Genomic DNA, 20,247 nt, shown 5'->3' with positions numbered 1-20,247 from the left:
AAAATGGACGAAAACGAAGTAAAACAGAACACAGGTCCTTTAAAGCGGGCTAAAATACTACTTTGATATATGAGGTTGCTCACCTGTAACTTCCTTCTCAGAGAAGCTACAGGTGAGTAATAAACAAAAATAATACTTGAGAAGATCGCTGATGGTCATATGGCGGTCTTTTTGTCATTTAAGAGGAGTACACAATAGTTTGAAAGAATGATTGTAATATAATAATATACATTAATGTTTACAAATGTAAATAATCATAGTGAAATAAAGTTATAGAGGTGATTTATTTTCATCAAAAATGAAAACGCTTATAAAAAATAATTTATAGAAATAGTAGATAACACATTGACATGTAATAAAAAGAAACGCCATTTTAGTAAAGAGAGACAGCTCATTAAGACGAAGGGACCGTATTGGACGAGGATAAACGAAGTCTTCTGTAAAGAGATGATAGAATCCATCCAATTTCAGCAAGATAAGCTAATCTTAACAACTAATGATTTGATGATAACGCTAGTATTGCTTTTGAATTCGTGCAGAAATTCAATTTCCAGAGTAAAGGATAAGAGCAAAAAACATATTTTGGAAAGGAGCATGCTTTCAATTCCCAGAGAGATTGCAGTGGCTTTGATCGAGAAGGAGAATTTCCTAAAAGAATGGTTTAGATGTTGCGATAATGGCCTAGATTGGTGCGTGAACGCACGCAGCTACACGAATGCGCCGATTATGTGACCAAGCCGTTCAGTCCGGGAGTACTCATTGCCAAGATCAAGTCTCACCTTCGCAGAGTGTCGACGGGCAGAAGTGAACAACTGCTGGAGTTGCCGGGATTAACGTTGGATTTCTATGCACAGTCCGTCATCATGGGGAGTGAAGCGATCTTTTTATCAAAAAAAGGGTTTAGTCTGCTGTCCTATATGGCACAACACATTAATCGTGTCATCAGTGTCGATACATTATTTCAGCTTATCTGGGGAACGGAGAGTCTGGAGGAGACGAGAACGGTCGCTGTACACATCAGTAATATACGCAAAAAATCGAGCCTAACCCTGCTAATCCTGAGAGAATCGTTACCATTGGGGGGGCGGGATATATGCTGGTTGCCAGAAGTGCGTAGGTTACCTTTGTTATGCCGATAGAGGAAGGGGCTGTCCCATAAGTCGTAAAAAAACTTGGGATAGCCCCATTCTCCAAAATTATGCAACAAAAAGAAACCGTTCCTTGGTAAAATGGAAGTGCGACCCACCATTTACAAAAGGAGACGGTTTCTTTGTACATTCAATATACCATGGATCAACTTTTCTTGCCAATGGATCTAGAGACAGATATCCCCGAAAATCACCTCGTGCGTGTCGTAAACGAGGCAGTTCATCGCCTTAGCGACTCCCTTTTCTCCGCCGCATACCCTGGTGGTGGCCGTCATAGCTATCATCCTAAAATGCTTACCAAAATCATCATCTACGCCTACACCCAGCGCATCTATTCTTCCCGGCAAATCGCCAAGGCGGTTCGCGAAAATATCATGTTCATGTGGCTCGCCGGGCGACAGCAACCAGACTTCCGTACCATCAATCGCTTTCGTTCCGAGCGGATGAAAGAGGTCTTGGAAACCGTGTTTACCCGTGTTTTGGAGTTGCTGGTTCAAGAACAATATGTATCATTAGATCACTATTTTCTGGACGGAACCAAGCTTGAAGCGAGTGCGAATCGCTACACCTTTGTATGGAAAAAAGCTGTCGTCAAGCATCAAGCCAAGCTGCAAGAAAAAGTACATACCCTGTTTCAAGCCATCGAAGAGGCAGAACACGAAGAGGATGCCGCCCATACTGGGGCCGACCTGCCTGAACTTGGTGAAGCCTCGGCGCTCACGGCGGAAAAGCTAGAGCAAGCCGTGAAGCACTTAGAAGAAAAACTCAGCGAAAAACCCAAGGACAAAACGCTGAAGAAAGCGGTGTGCCAGTTGCGGAAGGACTTGCTGCCTCGGCTGCAAAAATATGAGCATCAGCTTCAAACTGCGGGTGAGCGGAACAGCTACAGCAAAACTGACCCGGATGCGACGTTTATGCGAATGAAAGAAGATCACATGCAGAATGGTCAATTGAAGCCTGGATACAATGTACAGATCGGAACAGAAAATCAGTTTGTTTTGGGCTACAGCGTACACCAGCGGCCCACGGATACCAAATGCCTGAAACCCCATCTGGATCATCTGGAAAAAACGCTAGGCCGAAGACCGAAGACCGTCATTGCCGATGCAGGGTATGGTAGTGAGGAAAATTACAGTTATCTGGAGGAAAAAAACATTCAGGGTATCGTGAAGTACGGGACATATCACAAGGAAAAAACAAGGGCTTTTCAGCGAGCTATGGATAAAGTAGACAACTGGAGTTACAACGAAACGTCAGATACGTGGACCTGTGCGGCTGGACAGATATTACATTTTCGCGTGGAACGTCGGACAGTGACGGAGAGCGGCTACCCGATTCGCACCCGTCATTACCTGAGCGAAGATTGTAGCCAGTGCCCCATGAAATCGACATGCACCAAGGCGCAAGGAGATCGGGAAATTGCTATAAGCCTGACCTACCTGCGGCAAAAAAATGAGATGCGAGAACGCCTGCGCAGCGAGGAAGGATATCGTCTTTCCGTTCAGCGCATGATCGAGCCTGAAAGCGTGTTTGGACACATGAAAAACAATCGGGGATTCCGAAGATTCCTGCTTCGCGGCTTGCAAAAAGTAAGCTTGGAGGTCGGGTGGCTTTGCCTTGCCCATAATCTGCTCAAAAAAGCGACAATGGCGGAAAAACGTAAACGAGACCAAGCAGGATGAACCCCTGCTTGGTCTCGTTTGGACGTATCGGTGTTCATTCTCTTCACCGATGTTCGTTTTAAAGGCTTTTGAGACAGCCCCTTTTCTTTTTAACGCAACCTCGAATCCTTCTTGAGCGTATGTATGAGGGTACATAGAGTAAGACAGAGTAAGTAATTTCAACCGAGTAAGGAGGGACAAAGATGAGAAAAAATACAAAATGGGTACTATGGATTCTGGGTTTGACGCTGGCGGCAATCTTTGTGAATTTCTATATGAATCTATTTAGTTTTGCTTATGCGTTGATTGCCGTGCTGCTCATGTTTTTTGCCGGCTGGGGATTCTTGGCTAAATTAAAAAATGACGTTCACCAGCATGAAGATTATCACAAAAGAATGCACGACTCGGCGCAGGAGGATATAGATCGTTACACAAGATAAAATAGCAGGGTGTTTCAATTATTCTATCACCACTTCCAATACTGGTTAAATTAATTGTTTACATAGGAGATGAGAGCACAGTCAAAGATTATGTCTATAATATTAAAGGAACAAACATTGAGCGGCAGGGTCGGGCGCTCGCAGAACAACAGACACCGGTTACCGAGTCTGGTACATTGAATCCGGTAGACACTAAAGACCCGGTTACCTTTAACATTAGCTGGAATGACAAAAGTGAGAGTGTAACGTTTGAGTAGTTTTGAATTTTTGTAAAGGTAGGGCTACGGTTCTCTATTATTAAGTAGATTTGCGCTAACGATCACCAGAGACGCTATTTGGATCAATTTGGCTCATTTTCCGATTGAAATGCTGTTTTTTGGGGACATAGCGTTACTGGAGATCGTTAGAATTTAGAAAAGGTGTTTTTGCCTCAAATAAGATTTCTCAGGATCGTTAGCACTTAATGTAATTGAACGTAGAGTAAACAGAGTAGTAGGGAGGGAAATGGATTGTGACAGCAGGTATCATATACCCTCCAGTTGCTGAGTATCGGGCAGCAAAGAGTAAGCACAAACTGCATGCAGTCCACAGACCACAGACCACAGACTGTAGGTCGCAAGGAGCTAAGATCAGTGTACATAGCAAAAATCCCTGTCAGCATTATGCCAACAGGGATTTTTTGTGTTTGTTACGAGGATGGAATCTAAGAAATTAAAGTAAACCGATCCGAAGTAAATTTAATTGAGGAGCAGTAAAGTTAATTGATGCTCAGTAAACGTTGCACTTTACATCATCTTGTAGCCACTCAATCTAACAGTGAAAGCCATCCGTAGGGCTAGAGGGGTACTACCTCGCCTTTACAGCATTTCTTCACACGATCTTGCTCTATACAGGCTTCACCGTAAAGGTGAAGTGATATGGACGGTTGGCTTGAAGTGTATACTCCGGATGTGTACGAGCACTCCAGCTGTCGTCACCGCCGACACCCATCTGCATGTAGTTGATCCGAGCGATGGTATGCGAGCTTACCGGCAATTTGTAGACATGGTCGTTAGCTTCCAGTTCCTCAGGGGACCACGGCAGTGCATTGATTTCAAACGGCGCATTGGCTTCAAAATGAAGACCCCTGCTGCCATTTGCAGAATTCCCGTCAGCTCCATCAATGCCCTTTCCAGCATTTCCGCCTACAGCCGAAGTAATCTCCACAAAACGTACATCCGTTTTGTTACCACACTCCTGCGGTTTTAGGTAAGGCACGAACTGGTCACGCACTGCTCCGGTGTAATAGCCGAGGCGTGCGCTGGTCAGACGGTCAATATAGTTGTCATGCGGCCCTCTGCCGTACCAGGAGATCGTATCCAGACTGTCTTTTAGTTCAAACAACATGCCGAATTCAGGCAACTCAGGCAGGCCAGCACCTGGAACGAGGGTTTGACTGATTTCAAGCTCGCCATTCGGTTGGATGTGATACGTGATGGACAGCGTAGTTCCGGGGCTGACATCCCAAGTGTAATCTGTCGTCACATGACAGCCTTGCTCATTTGTATGATGTTCAAAACGAATCAGCTTGTTCGTCGCGTGAGCATTCCGCCAGAAGGCAGCACGTTCATTCAGTTCGTTACCCAGATCGTTATCTGTCATTGCACGCCAGAAGTTTGCACGAGCAGGGGACAGCAATTGCTCCTGTGAGTTGATCTGATACGAGGTAAGCGCACCAGTTACTGAACTAAAGCTTACGGTAACTTCACCCGCCTTCACTTTCAATCCGCCATCTTGCAGTTCCTCTACTTGAAGCAAACCATTTGCTCCTGCAGACAGTTGCTGTATGGCACGCAGGCGCGGAGACACGACGAATTGCTCCCATCCAATCTCATGTCCCACATCTGCCCACTTGGCTGCCTTCTTGGTTTCCAGAGAGACTGTAAGAACAGCTTCCGTGTACAGGTCAGACGATGGTGTGTAAGGGATATGAACCTCAATGGATTCACCAGGTTGTGCAGCAATGTCCAGATGCCCTTTTTCCACAGGGATACCATTATGGGACAACGTCCAAGCGAGTGCATATTCGTTCAGATCCGTGAACAGGAAATGATTCGTGATGCGAATCAGCCCGGTTTGCAGATTAAGTGCCGTCATGCGAACGTTTTGATAACATTTTTTCACTTCTTCGAGCTTAGGTGTAACCGTTTTATCTGCCAAAATAAGTCCGTTGCCGCAGAAGTTGCCGTCATGTGGTGACTCGCCGAAATCTCCGCCGTAGGAGAGATATTCTACACCGTCGGCCGTTTTGGTGCGGATCGATTGATCCACCCAGTCCCAGATAAATGCCCCTTGTAAAATCTCATACTTATCAAACATTTCCCAGTACAGGTGTAGTCCGCCGCAGGAGTTGCCCATCGCATGGCTGTATTCACAGATGATATAAGGCTTTTTATCACCTTTCATGCGTGCGTACTGCTCGATATCATTCGGGCTGATATACATCGTAGATTCAATATCGCTCGCCGAATCGGAAGGGCGGTAGTGATAGGTACCTTCATAATGAACGAGTCTTGTTGGATCGGCTTGTTTCAAATAATCATACATAGCGATAAAGTTATCGCCACCAAATGATTCATTACCGAGCGACCAGATGATAATGGACGCATGGTTTTTATCCCGCTGGAACATCGAATTACAGCGATCAATAACATTGTCGCGCCATTCCGGCTTGCTCGCCGGGATGTTGTCGTCGTTCATTTCTTTTTGCCCATAGTACCATGTGCCATGTGTCTCCAGATTTGTCTCGTCAATGACATACAGTCCATATTCATCACATAGCTCGTACCAGGTGGTCTGGTTCGGATAGTGCGATGTACGCACGGCATTAACGTTATAGGCTTTCATCAGCTCGATATCACGAATCATATCCTCACGTCCGATGGCCCGTCCTGAATCGGGAGAGAATTCGTGGCGATTGACGCCTTTGAACACGATACGTTTACCGTTGATCTTCATCAAGCCATCCTTGATCTCAAATCTGCGGAAGCCGACACGGGTGCGAACAGCCTCCACTGTTTTGCCTGACACATTTTGAATGGAAAGTACCAGTGTATACAGGTTAGGCGTTTCGGCACTCCATAAGAGCGGGTTCGCAACCGGAGCGGAGAGATGTAACGTCACTTCTTCTTCATTGGTAAAAGTAACCTCTGCCGCCATCGGCTGATCCAGAACAAGCTTTTGCTCCGCATCGTAGAGCTGTGCTTGCACTATTAAGCCGTCCACATGCTGTCCGGCGTTGTGATGGTACAGCTTCACATCCAGTTGCAGCTCTGCATTCTGAAAGGCCTCATCCAGCTCTGTACGAACGAAGAAATCAGCGATCTGAACTGGTGAAGGCGAGTGCAGGTACACTCCGCGGAAAATACCGCTAAGACGCCAGAAATCCTGATTCTCCAGCCAGCTTGCATCACACCAGCGGTAAACTTCGACTGCCAGTTTGTTCTCGCCTTCCGTCAGGTATGCCGTGATATCAAATTCTGCAGGCGTGAAGGTATCCTCACTGTAACCAACAAGCTCTCCATTCACCCATACATAGAAAGCAGATTCAACACCTTCAAAGTGCAGCAGGACCGGACGATCTTTCCAGTCCGCAGGAACGGTAAATGTGCGAATATATGAGCCGACCGGATTATAGGTGGCTGGTGCAAAAGGTGGTTTTAACTCAGGCTCACGCTCAACCCATGGATAGGTCATGTTGGTGTAATGGGGGTAATCATAGCCCTGAAGCTGCCAGTTGGAAGGAACAGGAATGTCATCCCAATTGCTTGCGTCATAGCCAGCTTCGTAAAAAGAGGTAATACGCTGTTCTGGCGTTTCGGCAAAACTGAACTTCCATGAACCATTTAAAGTCTGGTACCAAGGGGAAGAGGTGAATTCATTCGACAGGGCTTCTTCTATCGTTGGGAACGCTACCATGTTGGCATGGGCAGGTAGACGATTGACTTGAAATGTCTCCGGGTTGTTATTCCATTCCGGATATCCGTTAGCCGGAGGGGTGTGCACGAGTTTCTTTCTCATAACAGCAGCTCCTTTGATCATGTTATAATATATTCACAGTATAGAATTGATTAGGTACTTAGAGAATAAAGGATATTGCCCATATATATCACAATATGAAACTAAAGGAGGAGAGCATGGTATCCCGGATGAATACACGAATCTTTTTTGCCAAACTAGATGAAGCCGCGCGTCTGCCGATCTATATGACCACGGTGGGTTACTGGGAACACCAATTCGAAACCGAACGCCCGGAAGGTTTCCCCGATTACCAGATTCATCAGATTATTCAGGGGCAAGGCAGGCTGATCATAGCGGATGAGGAAGAATATATTGTAGGTCCGGGGGATGTTTTTATCACCTATCCAGATATTCCGCATCGATACATGCCAATCACAGACCCTTGGGAACTGGCTTGGGTATCCTTTCAAGGGAGGGAGGCTAGTCAGTTGCTGGCCTACGCTGGAATCACAGGCTCAGGGGTGTACAAGCTCAGAAAGCCTGAACTGCTGCACGCCTTGGAGCAATTGCTTGTGAGGGGAGAAAGTACGGGAGATACGCTGGATGCTGACGATGAACGGAACAGCTCCAAACATCTGTATGCCCTGCTTCTTGATTTGAAGCCACTGCTCATTGTCTCAGACAACGATAATGATGAGATGGAACGCCTGAAACCCGTGCTGCGATATATCGCCGAGTACCTGGATCAGCCGTTGTCGCTGAAGGAACTGGCAGACGTTGCTGTCGTATCCCCTCAATATCTGTGCCGGTTGTTTCAGAAAGCTTTACATGTCAGACCTGTATTTTACGTCAATCAGGAGCGAATCAATCGCAGCAAACAGCTCATGTTCAGTGAGAGGGCACTGCGAATCTATGAAGTAGCTGACAGGGTAGGGTATGAAAATGCGAGTTATTTCTGTACGATGTTCAAACGACATACAGGCATGAGTCCCGAACGATTTCGGAAACTGCATGGTTTAGGTTGAACAAAAGCATATATGTCTACGTATTTATCATCTGTGCTTCGCTCGTTTTTTTTGATCTGTTCTTCATCTGAATTTCAGTTTCTCTTAAGGTTGGGAGCTTAATATTATTCTTGTAAACCCCTTCTCGTGTTAAATAGATGTGTGACTGGCCCTGCTCGGATTGTCCTCCGAGCAGGGCACTTTTTTTATGTTTAGCTGAGTGATCATACTCATGATATGATGAGAAAAGAGAATGACCATAATAATATAATGTGAACCAAGAGATACTGAGAGATACCGATCAGATGAAGCTCTATTTTCACAATAATGATGGGAAAGCAGGGAAGGGCATGGACGCTCGTCTGCACGCACTGTATCGTCCGGTACAGATGAATGGAATGGACCCCCGTACATACTATATAGAGAATAGTCCTTCCCCTGTGCTTACACCTTATGTAGCCTGTTATTGGGAGTCAGGAACGCGGGAACATATGGAAGATGGCAGGTATGGCATAGATGGAATGGACATGGATATTAAAGTAAATGACTTACAGTTGAAATTTCCGGCTTCTGCCCGGGTATTACCAGATGGTTGCACCGACATCCTGATCGATTATAGTCCAGAGCAAGAAAGGTATACGTATAGCTATTGTGGCAATTATATGCAGCCTTTTGCTTTTCCGTTATCGTTGACAGCGCCTCCGGCAGGAGCCTACACGTTTGGGGTTCGCTTTTTTCCCGGAGGAGCACCTTTTGTACATGGTCAGTCACTGGATTTGTTTACAGACCGACGTGTACCCATGGAAGACTGCTGGCCAGTTCGATGGGACGAGCTGCGGTTGAAGATGGAGGAAACGGCGAATTTTGCAGAGCGTGTGCAGGTGATGGAACATTATCTTCTTCAGACGACCCTACGCCACAGCCCGACTCATCATCATGCTGATCAGGATCTGCTTCGCAATGTACTCTACCGGATCTTTAAGGAAAAAGGTCGGTTGAGTGTACAAGACCTTGCCCTGAGTGAAGCCGTCAGTGAACGTCAGCTACATCGCAAAGTGACCGAACAAGTGGGCATCAGTCCGAAGCGGTTCAGCGAAATTGTTCGTTTCCATCAGGTATTACAAGGCATTCATAGGGGGGAATTTACCGACGGGGCAGCGCTGGCTCAGGCCTATGGTTTTTATGATCAGGCGCATCTGATACGTCAATTCCGCAAGTTTTATGGAGACACGCCACTGATTGCTGTTCAGGAGCATCAACGGATGTTGTCCGAAAAGTACAATCATGCGGCAGTACCTTCCGTTATACTTGAATCATAGACCCAAAACAAAGGAGTAATGAATAATGAATGGAACATTGCAAATTCGAGAACATCTATTAACTGAGCTGGAGACGGGCGTGCGGACAGGTGCTTCGTTAATTCGTCTGATTCGTGATGAGGATTGGGCGTATCGTCCACAAGACAATATGCGTTCACTCGTGGAGCTGGTGCATCATTTTATCCAGATTACCGCTTCCGATCTTGTCATTATGCAGGAGAAAGATGAAGCGGAGGTAGGTCTGGTGGAGAACAGTCTATCCGGCAACCAGGATATTGAGCAACTGGAAAAGACATTATGGAGTAATTTCGAGGCGTACAAAGCATATATCACAAGTCTCAGCGAAGAGGACTTTTTGAACCGCTCTACCAAAGCTTTCTACGCAGAGCATGGACACCTGCAGGTGCAATGGCAGATCGAAACGCTCACACATGTGTTCCACCATCGCTCACAGCTCTATAATTACCTCAAACAGCAAGGCCACGAATTGAACTTTTTTATGCTATATGCATAGTTTGTTCTTGGACGAGCAGCTCCGCCGGATCATCCGGTGGGGCTTTTTTTGGTTTATTGCGGGATACGGTATCTATCAAACTTTCATGACAGCTATAAATGTACGTTCTACCACGGTCAATTCACCGTGGCTTTACTAGATTTCAAACATAGAATACCGTATCAAAGCAAAAAGGAGGTGATTCTGATGGCCATCCTTTTACCAATACAGTTTTACAGCCTTGCAGCAGGAGTAGGTAAATCCTTCTATGAAAACCTGTCTGGTGGTGCGAATGCTAGTGTTACTGTTAACAACTTCGGACCAGCCCCGGTATCTCTTGTCATCACTCGTGTGAATGCACCTGTTGTCACTTATGTTATCCCAGCGAACAGCAGCTTGAGCATTACGGCAAGCCTGGTTCTGGTCTTCGCGTTGCTGGCGAACCAGGGAGGTGATGCTTCCGGTACGATTGAAGTTGCTTTGGCGTAATCTATCGGATGATAGTAGAACGAATGAACCTCTGCCGACAGGGTCGGCAGGGGTTATTTTATTTTTGCTTAAATTCCGTTTAGAGAGAAAAGTACATAAAAATGTTGAGGCCCGAGAGTTTACCCTGAACCGTACACGATTAATTTAATAGTATAGATCGCTCAAGTGGGATGGAGTCTAAGATTTCAGGAGGTTAATATATGATGAATAACAGAAGAACAATCGTATTGGAAACGGATCGACTTGTATTTACAACATGGGACGAAGGAGATCGTGCACTTGCTTTTGCCCTCTGGGGTGATCATGAGGTGACCAAATGGACTAGTGGCAGCGAAGTACTGAGTGAAGAGGAAGTAGAGGCGAGGTTAACGCAGGAAATCGAGCGTGAGAAACAGGAGGGCGTGCAGTACTGGGCGATTTTTCAAAAGAATTCAGACGTATTTATCGGTTGCTGCGGTCTCTGCCCTTATAATCCGGAGGAGAAGATCTATGAGCTTGGTTTCCTGCTGACCCGGGATCACTGGGGACAAGGATATGCGCAGGAAGCAGCGCTGGCCGTTGTGAGTTATGCTTTTGACAAGTTAGAGGTAGATACTCTGGTTGCAGAGCATCATCCTGATAATGAAGCGGCATATCATATTTTAATCAAGTTGGGGTTTGAGCAGATGGACGAGCGGCGGGATGAAGCAACAGGTAATATGCAGCCCTTCTATAGGTTGAAGCGAAATAATACGGCTCGATGAGCAATTTTAATGTATCTTTTCACCAGCGGGGATGTATTACGGGAATAGTGTGGAAATAGGTATTCATTGTTCAACAAAGTACGTTGGAGGGACCTGTGCTTTTCATGCTTTTTTTATTTCACTTTCAGCTTCTATTAAGGTAAAAGGGATAAGATAAATCTTGTAAACCCCTTCTCGTGTTAAATAGATGTGTGACTGACCCTGCCGGGCGACGGCGGGGTATTTTTTTGCTTTTTATTTTATTTATAGACTTTTTTATTGCTTTCGAAAGTTTAAATGAAGATAAACAAAAACAAATAAAATAATACAGAAGTTATTTTGACTGAATATCATTGACTAACAAATACAAACAAAGGTATAATGAATGTGAAAAAAGGAACTTACTTTGATCGTGACAGCCTGATTTTTTGACTTGAACATAGGAGAGGATAAACATGAACGTGATCCTTCATACCGAAAGAACACAACCTGTCGGGTTTGAGATTCCTTTTGTACGTGAGATGGCAGAGATTACGCAGCACATGTGGAAGAATGGTTGGGACGAGCGCAATGGTGGCAATGTCAGCTACCTGTTACAAGAGGAAGAGGTTGCACCGTACATCGATATTCATCGGGTCATTCGCACGATTACACCTGCCTTTTCCGTGCAGGAACTGGCGGGACAGTATTTTATCGTTACGGCATCGGGTAAATATTTCAAAAACGTTCTGGCAGACCCGGAAGGCAATCTAGGTGTGTTGCGTGTATCGGCAGATGGGCAGGAGCTAGAGGTATTATGGGGACTGAATGGGGGAGCGAACCCGACAAGTGAACTACCGACCCATTTTATGAGTCATATTGAACGTTTGAAAAAAGATCCGAATCACCGGGTTGTCATGCACAACCATGCGACACATGTACTGGCGATGACCTTCGTCCATGAACTGGATGAGGCCAAGTTTACGAAGACACTCTGGCAGATGTGCACCGAATGTGTTGTGGTCTTTCCTGATGGCGTTGGGATTATTCCCTGGATGATGCCTGGCTCGAATGAGATCGGCCGTGCAACAGCGGAGAAAATGAAGGAATATCACGCAGTCATCTGGCCGCAGCATGGTATTTTCGGAACAGGCACAACCATGGATGAAGCGTTTGGCTTGATTGAAACCATCGAGAAGGCAGCACATGTATATATGCTTGTTGCAGGCCATGATATCCGCCAGCGGATCACAGATGAGCAGCTGCATGCACTTGCACTGCAATTCGGGGTCACCCCGCGTCCCGGTGTAATTGAAAATGAATAGCAAATAACTCATATATGACAATAGTGTTATATGGAACTGGCATAATAAATTGTCAACGATGGCTTTTGGTTCTCTGAACTGAAGGTCTTTTTCTTTTTTCAGGCAAACAATCGCCGTTTTAGCTCAAAAACGTTCAAAAATCTGAATAAGAATGGCTTTGTTATCAAATATTGAATCGTAGAATGCATTATCACGCGCTGGCGATTTTCGGGTGAAATGACGTATTGTCAATGGCTCTGTGATTTTGCATAATAACAATGCTTCACAGATAAGACGAACCGATGTTTTACAGATGAAAAGTAAATATGCTTACAGATGAGAGATGGAAGGAAGTTATGATCATGCTTGGCAAAATGAAGAGAATCTTAATCGGCAGGCCAATGAAATCGGCTGAATTGGATGCAGAAAAATTGGGAAAATGGAAGGCGCTCGCCATCCTGTCCTCCGATGCTTTATCATCCGTTGCCTACGGTACGGAACAGATTTTGCTTGTGCTGGTTGCGGCTGGATTTGCTGCGCTGTGGTACTCGGTTCCTATCTCTATCGCCGTGCTGGGATTGCTCGTCATTTTAATTTTTTCGTATCGCCAGACCATATTTGCATATCCTACAGGGGGCGGCGCGTATATCGTAGCCAAGGATAACCTGGGCACCACATCAAGTCTGATTGCCGGAGGTTCCTTGCTCGTTGATTATATCCTGACCGTGGCGGTAAGTTCATCCGCAGGTACGGATGCGATCACTTCTGCTTTTCCTGCACTGCATGACTATAGTGTCATTATTGCACTTATTATGATTGTGTTTCTGACCGTTATGAACTTGCGGGGGGTTACGGAGTCAGCATCAGTGCTGGCGATCCCTATTTATCTGTTTATCTTTTCCATTGCCATTCTCATTATTTCGGGTGGCATCAAATTTCTGGCAGGTGGTATGCATGCTGCGGCTCCCGAATTCGGAACAAGTTTGTCGCATGTCAGCATCTTCCTACTGCTTAAAGCGTTCAGCTCCGGGTGCTCGGCTCTGACCGGGGTAGAGGCCGTAAGTAACGCAATCCCGAACTTCAAACAACCTGCGGAGAAAAATGCTGCCGGGACGTTGCTCTTGATGGGATGTATCCTTGGCGCCATGTTCATTGGTATCACGCTGTTAGCCTTTGGATACGGGATCCAACCTGATCCCAAAGCAACGGTCATTTCCCAGATTGCCGAAGCTACGTTTGGCAGAGGATGGATGTATTTTATCATCCAGGGTGTGACGGCACTGATTTTGTTCCTCGCGGCAAATACGGCATACTCGGCCTTCCCACTCTTGTCCTTCATGATGGCGAAGGATAAATATATGCCACATATGTTTATGGTGCGAGGAGACCGTCTGGGCTTCTCGAACGGGATTATTTTTCTCAGCGTCATGTCGGCACTTCTGGTGGTTGGATTCAAGGGAGATACAGGCAACCTGATTCCGCTTTATGCGGTGGGTGTATTCATTCCATTTACGCTGTCGCAGCTCGGCATGATGATACGCTGGATCAAAATCAAACCGTCAGGGTGGCAGACAAAACTGCTAGTCAATACAATCGGTATGCTGACTACGCTGTCCATTACACTGATTTTTATTTTCACCAAGTTCACGCAGACATGGGTTATCTTTATCTTCTTGCCCCTGGTCGTTTATGTGTTCATGCGCATTCGCAGCCATTATTGCAACATCGCAGACGAACTGCGTATCGATATTCAGGTGGATAAACCGGCCAAGAAAGGAAATACGATCGTTATTCCGGTAGCAGGCATTACCCGGGTGGTGATGAATACGATCAGTTATGCCCAGACGATGTCGGATCATGTGGTGGCACTGTATATCGGCTTTGATGATGAGGCCATTCGCAAGATGGAGCAGAAGTGGGAAGAATGGAACCCCGGTGTGCGTCTGGTTGTCATCAAATCAAGGTACCGCAGTATTATGGGGCCACTGAAGAAATTCATTGATACCGTCGAATGGAAAACAGCCGAAACCGATCATATCACCATTCTGATTCCGCAATTTATTACGAAGCACTGGTGGCAAAATGTACTGCATAACCAGACCAGCTTCATGATTCGGGCTTATCTGATTAATTATAAAGATGTGATTGTGACGACGGTTCCTTTTCATCTGAATCGTTAATGCCTCAATGTGAATATGCATCGTGGAACGTGATTTACATCTAACCGCAGAATTCTTCCAAATGGGAGAGTTCTTGCGGTTTGTTTGTACTCCATTTTATCTTGTTTTTATAAGCCAGAAAAGATTGACATGCTATCGACTCATATCATATAATCAACACGTTCAATAAATTGATAATGATTATCATTAACGATTAGGAGAGAATATACAGATGAAAAAGAAATGGATTCTGCCGTTCATCGTGCTGATGATGTTTACGATCATTGCCAGTGCATGTGGTAACGGTGCTTCAAACAGTACGTCAGACAATGGAAAACAAGGGGCAGCTACAACAGAAGAGACAAGCAGTAAAGCTGCCAATACGTCCGATACAATCACGTATCAATCCGAAACAGGGCCAATTGAGATTCCGGCCAAACCGCAGCGCATTGTTGCTCTCACGAATGGTCCCAACGTACTTTCTATGGATGTGACCCCAGTGGGCGTAGATAAATGGACAGCAGAAAATCCACTGTTCAAGGATAAATTGAAAGATGTTGCGATCGTAAGTGAGGAAGATCCAGAAAGTGTTTCAGCTTTGAATCCGGACTTGATCATTGCAGGTTCTCATATGAAAAATCTTGAGCAGTTGTCCAAGATCGCTCCAACCATTGTATACACTTGGGGAAAACTCGACTATCTACAACAACAGCTGGAGATCGGTAAGGTGTTAAACAAAGAGTCCGAAGCGCAAGCCTGGGTTGATGATTTCACGAAAAGAGCAGGGGAGATCGGCAACGAAATCAAGGCCAAGTATGGGGATAATGTAACAGTATCCACGATTGAAATTGCTGATAAAGAAGTTTTTGCGATGGGGGATCACTGGGCACGTGGAACAGAAGCACTGTATCAAGCGATGAAGCTGAATATGCCGGAAAAAGTGAAGAATGATACATTAAAAGAAGGTTATCATTCCTTGTCACTTGAAGTTCTTCCGGAATATATGGGTGACTTTGTTGTAGTTAGCAGAGACATGACCCGCGATAATGAAATTATGAAGTCGGGGATCTGGGGGAAAATTCCGGCAGTCCAGAACAAACATATTATTGAGCTGGACACAAAAGCCGTGACGTACAGTGACCCGATCACTTTGGACTATGTATTGAATATTTTCAAAGAAGGATTTCTTGGCACAGGGAAATAATCAAGTGATTAACACCTAAAGGATTGCAGCTAAACCTTTCATCATTAAAATGATATGAGAAGAGACGAAGAAGGCACAAAGCCATCTTCGTCTCTTCTTTAGTTAAACGAAAACCACCTGTCTCGAATGTACGAGACAGGTGGTTTATAGTACAACAAGAACTTTATAAGGACAAAATAAACTTTACTGCATCAAAGAATGGTTGAATAGGAAACGATTTATTTATCCTTTAAGTCTGCAATGGATTTGACATCCATATAAGCAGGCACGACAAGTCCAGTTTTTACACCTGTCATATTGGCACCAAGGTCATCAATCTGATCCTTGTATTTCGTCCAATAATCCGCATGTGTCAGAGGTAACCATGCAGCTGGCGAAGCATCGACATCGCCTGAAGCAACGCCAGTCCACATTGGTCCGGCTTCAACTTGCAATGCATTCACTTTATATCCGAGCTTGTTTTCCATTACATATTTGAGCAGATTGGTGCTGGCAATTTCGGAATCCCAAGCGACATAACCGAGACGAAACGTATCGCCGTTCACGGGTGTCAAGCCTTTTGTCCATTCATCAATCTGATCTTTGTGTTTCTCAGCATAGTCTTTGGCAGCCTGTTCAGGGGATGTACCGTCTTGAATGGCAATCATCATCTCCCCCATTTCATCGGAATTCCACTTGAAGCGCTTCAGGAATTCATAAGCGACCGGGTGATCTTCTTTCAGACCTTTACGAGCGATGGTATGAATTTCTTCGGCATCTCCATAGACTTTATCAGGATCTTCCAAATACTTCAGATCATATTGGTTAAACATCCAGTGAGGAGTCCAGCCTGTAATGATAATGGGTTCTTTATTCTTGTACGCTTTGTCCAGCGTAGCCGTCATGGCTGCGCCGGACCCTTCTACCAAATTCCAGTTGGTCAGGCCATACTTTTCAATGGCACTGGCGGTGGATTTCATAATACCGGCACCTGGATCAATACCGATAATCCGATGGTTGACTTCATCTCCAACGTTGGCATTTGCCGCAGGCTCAGAGGATGAAGTAGAAGTTGAAGCACCCGTTTCCAAATCTTCAATCGAGTTGACGTCTGTCATGTATTTAGGAACCACCAGACCTGTACGTACTCCTGTCATATTGGCTCCAAGGTCCTCAACCTGATCTTTATAACGTTCCCAGTAGTCTGCATGTGTCAATGGCAACCAAGCCGCTGGAGAAGCATCTACGTCACCTGAGGCGACACCAGTCCACATTGGTCCGGCTTCAACTTGAAGTGCGTTGACTTTATATCCGAGCTTGTTCTCCATGACATATTTCAGCAAATTGGTGCTGGCAATCTCAGAATCCCATGCGACATAGCTTAGTTTGAATGCATCACCGCCCACCGGTGTCAGACCTTTCGTCCATTCATCAATCTGATCTGCATGTTTTTCAGCATATTCTTTAGCAGCTTCTTCAGGGGATTGACCACCCTGAATGGCAATCATCATCTCACCCATCTCATCGGAAGTCCATTTAAAGCGCTTCAGGAATTCGTAAGCAACCGGGTGATCTTCTTTCAGACCTTTGCGAGCAATGGTATGGATCTCTTCGGCATCACCAAACGATTTTTTTGGATCTTCCAAATATTTAAGCTCGTACTTGTTGAACATCCAGTGAGGTGTCCAGCCAGTTATGATAATAGGTTGTTTGTTTTTTATAGCTTTGTCGAGTGTGGCAGTCATTGCAGCACCCGAGCCTTCAATCAGATTCCAGTCAGACAACTTGTAATCTTCAATTGCTTTGGCTGCGGACTTCATAATACCGGCACCGGGATCGATACCAATAATCTGATAGTTCACTTCTTTGCCTATAGCATTAGCGGTACCGTTGTTTCCACCAGCAGATGTAGTGTTGCCTGTGAAGTATTGTGAGAATCCGGCGACTAGTACAACGAGTGTTGCTGCCGCAGTGATCCATGCCTTTTGTTTGGTGGAGAGACGTGAAGTTCTTTTGCGTCCAGGCATAAACAGGTTTTGTGTAAAACGGTCAAGTACGATCGCGAGTACAACGACGGCAAGACCAGCTTCAAATCCTTTACCGATCTGTAGCTGAGTTACAGCACGATATACTTCTGCACCAATACCTTGTGCACCGATCATGGATGCAATAACAACCATGGAAAGGGACAACATGATTGTCTGGTTAATACCTGACATCACGGTAGGTAAGGCGAGTGGAAGCTGTACCTTGAACAACTTCTGAGCAGAAGTTGATCCAAACGCATCCGCTGCCTCCACCAGTTCGCTTGAAACCTGTTTAATTCCCAGGTGAGTCAGACGAATGGTAGGTGGAATGGCAAAGATTACCGATGCAATAACGCCCGGAACCACACCTAGACTGAAGAATGTAACGGCTGGCAGCAGATAAACGAATGCAGGCATCGTCTGCATGAAGTCCAGCAGCGGTGTGATAATTCGCGCAGCTGTTTTGCTGTAAGCCAGCCAGATACCGACAGGCACACCGAGCAGTATCGAGATCAATCCTGACGTAATAACAAGACCGAGCGTGTCCATGGATTGGGACCAGTAGCCCAGGTTATCCACGAGCAAGAATCCGATAACTGTAAACAAGGTTAGTGGCAACCTGCCTAGCAGAAAGGCCAGTACACCTAATATGGCAATGAACAGGAGCGGATGAGGCAACATAAACAGCCCCGAGAAAAATCCAACCACTTCCTGAATAACGACAGAGATCACTTTAAACAATCCGGAGAGCGAGGAGCTCATCCAGTCAACGATGGATTCAATCCACGATGCTAGTGGTATTTTGGGTATCATTCAGAGCTTCCTCCTTTTCTGCAACTTCACCGCTTAGTGCACCGAGCAGGGCACCGCGAACGATAACACCTTGCAGACGGCCAGTTTCGCTTACAACGGCGAGAGGCACATGGGCTGAACTTACAATCTCGAACAATTCATGAATCAGGGTCTCGGGCGACACTGTCGGACCATCTGTAATCAGAATGTCGTTTAATACTTTATTTTCGCGCATTGCACGGGTTGCGTCTTCTGCTGTAATGACACCCAGCAGTTTTTTGGAGCGGTCGATGACAAACAGGTTTGATATGCCTCGCTCACGCATTAACTCGAGAGCAACACGAGGACCACGATCGGTTGTGATTGTTTCAGGACGGCGCATAACGTGTGATGCTGTGAGGACCTTGGACAAGTCCACATCTTCGACGAAGCGGGCCACGTATGAGTTGGCCGGTTGAATCATAATTTCCTCCGGTGTACCGATCTGCACAACGGCGCCGTCTTTCATAAGAGCAATCCGATCGCCGATACGCAGCGCTTCGTCCAAGTCATGGGTAATGAAAATAATGGTCTTTTTCATCTTATCCTGAAGCTCAATCAACTCATCTTGCATATCCCGACGAATCAATGGATCAAGTGCACTGAAGGCTTCGTCCATCAACAGTATTTCCGGGTCATTCGCAAGTGCTCGGGCAAGTCCGACACGTTGTTGCATACCGCCGCTGAGCTCATCCGGCATTTTGTCTTCCCAGCCTTTGAGACCAACGAGTTCGAGTGAGGTCTTGGCTTTCTCACGGCGAACTTCCTTATCTACCTTTTGAATTTCCAATCCATATTCCACATTATCAAGAACAGTCCGGTGCGGAAACAAAGCAAATTTCTGGAATACCATGCTGATTGTTTTCCGGCGTACTTCTCGTAGTTGTTCTTTGTTCATTTTTCTCAAATCTTTGCCATGAACCAGAATTTCCCCGGATGTTGGTTCAATCAGACGATTGAACATCCGAACCAGTGTGGACTTACCACTACCGGACAGGCCCATAATAACGAAGATTTCACCTTCTTTAATTTCCATGTTGACCCGATTGACACCAACCGTTATTTGTTTTTCTTTGGCCAACTTTTCCTTGCCCCAACCTTGCTCCAGTAATTCAAGACCTTGCTCGGTTTGGGGGCCAAACAGCTTGCTTACGTTTTTCACTTCAAGTATGGTCATGTTTTCACCCCTTCTGATGTGTTGTGCACTTCGAACGGCTTTCAGCAGCCACAAGCCCATACACTTGTGCGCCCAGCCACGAAATCCGGTAGTTCTTGCTTCGCTTCCCGTCTTTCTGGGTAACGGTTTGTATTCTAACAATAGTTAACCAGTATAGCAACCGAATAAACAGTACATAATGTTTATACAGTAAAAACTGTACAAAGTTTTACTTCTATATGCTCTGTCTATCGCCTTTTTTTGGCTAATCAGGCATCTTTACATTTATTATTGCTTTTCCTACAATAGAAAATAAGCTGAATTAAAGCTTGT

The 20,247-nt window shown here is 45.6% G+C and carries 14 protein-coding genes; 11 read left to right on the top strand and 3 right to left on the bottom strand.

The features are described 5' to 3' along the window. The first annotated feature begins 689 nt into the window (after positions 1-689). From ACR8BL_RS10015 to ACR8BL_RS10005, 3 genes are all read left to right on the top strand, one after another. On the top strand, positions 690-1,139 hold the full coding sequence (locus tag ACR8BL_RS10015) for a response regulator transcription factor (RefSeq protein WP_434752473.1): 450 nt from the start codon (positions 690-692) through the stop codon (positions 1,137-1,139). A 131-nt stretch (positions 1,140-1,270) separates the two neighbouring features. Then, entirely contained in the window at positions 1,271-2,830 is a 1,560-nt protein-coding gene (locus tag ACR8BL_RS10010; protein WP_434748320.1) for an IS1182 family transposase, read from the top strand. A gap of 182 nt (positions 2,831-3,012) precedes the next feature. Then, positions 3,013-3,249, top strand: coding sequence for a hypothetical protein (locus ACR8BL_RS10005; protein ID WP_434752472.1), 237 nt, complete (start codon positions 3,013-3,015; stop codon positions 3,247-3,249). Between the two features lie 885 nt (positions 3,250-4,134). Here the strand turns inward: ACR8BL_RS10005 and ACR8BL_RS10000 are convergent. Beyond that, a complete protein-coding gene (locus ACR8BL_RS10000) occupies positions 4,135-7,308 on the bottom strand; it encodes a glycoside hydrolase family 2 TIM barrel-domain containing protein (protein ID WP_434752471.1) in 3,174 nt (1,057 codons plus the stop codon). A gap of 95 nt (positions 7,309-7,403) precedes the next feature. On the opposite strand from ACR8BL_RS10000, the gene ACR8BL_RS09995 reads away from it, so the two are divergent. From ACR8BL_RS09995 to ACR8BL_RS09960, 8 genes are all read left to right on the top strand, one after another. Beyond that, complete coding sequence (locus ACR8BL_RS09995; RefSeq protein ID WP_434752470.1) at positions 7,404-8,273, top strand: AraC family transcriptional regulator; 870 nt, start codon at positions 7,404-7,406, stop codon at positions 8,271-8,273. Positions 8,274-8,524: 251 nt separating this feature from the next. Continuing rightward, the gene (locus tag ACR8BL_RS09990; protein ID WP_434752469.1) at positions 8,525-9,571 is read left to right on the top strand and encodes a DUF6597 domain-containing transcriptional factor; all 1,047 of its coding nucleotides are present in this window, start codon (positions 8,525-8,527) and stop codon (positions 9,569-9,571) included. Between the two features lie 25 nt (positions 9,572-9,596). Next, a complete protein-coding gene (locus ACR8BL_RS09985; protein WP_434752468.1) occupies positions 9,597-10,085 on the top strand; it encodes a DinB family protein in 489 nt (162 codons plus the stop codon). 186 nt (positions 10,086-10,271) lie between these two features. Continuing rightward, positions 10,272-10,553 (top strand): hypothetical protein, encoded by a 282-nt coding sequence (locus ACR8BL_RS09980; RefSeq protein ID WP_434752467.1) that lies wholly within the window; start codon positions 10,272-10,274, stop codon positions 10,551-10,553. Between the two features lie 200 nt (positions 10,554-10,753). Further along, the gene (locus ACR8BL_RS09975) at positions 10,754-11,296 is read left to right on the top strand and encodes a GNAT family N-acetyltransferase (protein WP_434752466.1); all 543 of its coding nucleotides are present in this window, start codon (positions 10,754-10,756) and stop codon (positions 11,294-11,296) included. Between the two features lie 434 nt (positions 11,297-11,730). Then, entirely contained in the window at positions 11,731-12,579 is an 849-nt protein-coding gene (rhaD, locus tag ACR8BL_RS09970; protein ID WP_434752465.1) for a rhamnulose-1-phosphate aldolase, read from the top strand. Positions 12,580-12,920: 341 nt separating this feature from the next. Next, complete coding sequence (locus ACR8BL_RS09965) at positions 12,921-14,738, top strand: APC family permease (RefSeq protein WP_434752464.1); 1,818 nt, start codon at positions 12,921-12,923, stop codon at positions 14,736-14,738. A gap of 211 nt (positions 14,739-14,949) precedes the next feature. Continuing rightward, the gene (locus ACR8BL_RS09960) at positions 14,950-15,921 is read left to right on the top strand and encodes an ABC transporter substrate-binding protein (protein ID WP_434752463.1); all 972 of its coding nucleotides are present in this window, start codon (positions 14,950-14,952) and stop codon (positions 15,919-15,921) included. 218 nt (positions 15,922-16,139) lie between these two features. On the opposite strand, the gene ACR8BL_RS09955 is transcribed toward ACR8BL_RS09960, so the two are convergent. Together ACR8BL_RS09955 and ACR8BL_RS09950 are read right to left on the bottom strand one after the other, a co-directional pair. Beyond that, on the bottom strand, positions 16,140-18,740 hold the full coding sequence (locus ACR8BL_RS09955) for a glycine betaine ABC transporter substrate-binding protein (RefSeq protein WP_434752462.1): 2,601 nt from the start codon (positions 18,738-18,740) through the stop codon (positions 16,140-16,142). Continuing rightward, entirely contained in the window at positions 18,706-19,935 is a 1,230-nt protein-coding gene (locus tag ACR8BL_RS09950; protein ID WP_434752461.1) for a quaternary amine ABC transporter ATP-binding protein, read from the bottom strand. Before ACR8BL_RS09950 ends, ACR8BL_RS09955 begins: the two co-directional genes overlap by 35 nt. Positions 19,936-20,247: the final 312 nt, after the last annotated feature.

Origin of the sequence: Paenibacillus amylolyticus, from assembly GCF_051136285.1 — a bacterium.
Taxonomy (GTDB): domain Bacteria; phylum Bacillota; class Bacilli; order Paenibacillales; family Paenibacillaceae; genus Paenibacillus; species Paenibacillus amylolyticus_F.
Note: the sequence above shows the minus strand (reverse complement) of the source record. Positions and strands in the feature narration are given on the sequence as shown.